The organism is Novosphingobium sp. KN65.2 (assembly GCF_001368935.1).
GTDB classification, from domain to species: Bacteria; Pseudomonadota; Alphaproteobacteria; order Sphingomonadales; family Sphingomonadaceae; genus Novosphingobium; species Novosphingobium mathurense.
Map to the genome: position 1 here is coordinate 1 of NZ_CCBH010000238.1, position 1,133 is coordinate 1,133.

The 1,133-nt window shown below is 60.7% G+C and carries 2 protein-coding genes; one reads left to right on the forward strand and one right to left on the reverse strand.

Going from position 1 to position 1,133, the window contains the following annotated elements:
• Positions 1 to 436, forward strand: a 436-nt coding sequence (locus SPHV1_RS24015) for a hypothetical protein (protein WP_054948510.1), incomplete at its 5' end; no start/stop codon positions are given.
• 41 nt (positions 437 to 477) lie between these two features.
• Here the strand turns inward: SPHV1_RS24015 and SPHV1_RS24020 are convergent.
• Complete coding sequence (locus SPHV1_RS24020; protein WP_008831821.1) at positions 478 to 768, reverse strand: hypothetical protein; 291 nt, start codon at positions 766 to 768, stop codon at positions 478 to 480.
• Positions 769 to 1,133: the final 365 nt, after the last annotated feature.

Consider the following 1,133-nt stretch of genomic DNA (forward strand, 5'->3'; position numbering starts at 1 on the left):
GCATTATATGCCCGCGCGCGTCCCCAACATCATGGCGGCGCTGACGCGCAGCGCCGACGATGTTCGGATGAAACAGGCGATGAAGCGGGCGGAAAAAGATCGCGTAACGCGGATCGAGCAGGACCGGCGCGCGCGCGAACGCCAATTCATGCTAGGCGACCGATACAGCGTCATGGCGAGCCGCGCCGACTACGCCGATGCGTCTTCCGATCCGGACGCGCGCCAATGGGTTGACCTAGTGTTTCATGAAATCATGCAGAGGCCGCTTCCCGATCAATACGAACTCCGGCGCGACGTGTGGCGTGTCCACGTTGTCCAACTGGACGGCGGCACGCTCGGCGCTGTTGTAGGCGGCGATTGCACTCAAACCGCCGACCCCGCCGAAATTGCTTCCGTAGCGGAGCAGCTGATCGCCCGCTTCGAGGGCAGAGCTTGACGCGCGTGGAGCGGTGGCAGCTGCCACCGCTCCAGAGAGATCTAGAATTTGGTGATGAGAGGCAGCAGCGCCGCCGCTTGGCTTCCCAGGACCGGCACCCAATAATTCGCGGCGCGGTAATCAGGGCCGTGATCGACCGCCATCACCCCAAAGACATATCCGATCATCGGCAGCGTCCACAGCAGACGCCCGCCCAGGTCCACGCCCATCAACACCAGCGCAACGCCGAGCACGGCCCAAAGCGGAATCAGTCGTTCCATGATTTCGCGATGACGGACTATTCGCCATGCGCTTTCCCGGTCATCGGCGCTAACCTGCGATACGAGGCCCATAGCTTCCCCTTTTCATCAACGGTCGCCGGCGATCATCCAATGGCTTCACGAAAATGTGAAGAGCGTTTCGCGCGCAGTGTCGTCAATCCGTTGTATAGCCTTCATCGAGCGAGGGCGAAGGACTGTGACAGCGGCCTTTCGCAAATCCTCTCGCTCAAAGGAGGTGATGTGATTTGACAGCATATGAAGCAGCTCAATTGACGATCGCAGCCGTCGCGCTCGTGATTGCAATTGTGAAGCTGGGGAAGTCCGATAAGGGCTGATCCAGCGGGGCGGGTGGTCTGACAGGGCCGCCCGCCCTAAAAGTTTGAACCCGCCGTGTGACAGCACGGCGGGGTCAGGGAGGGGGGTGAAATAAATCAGCA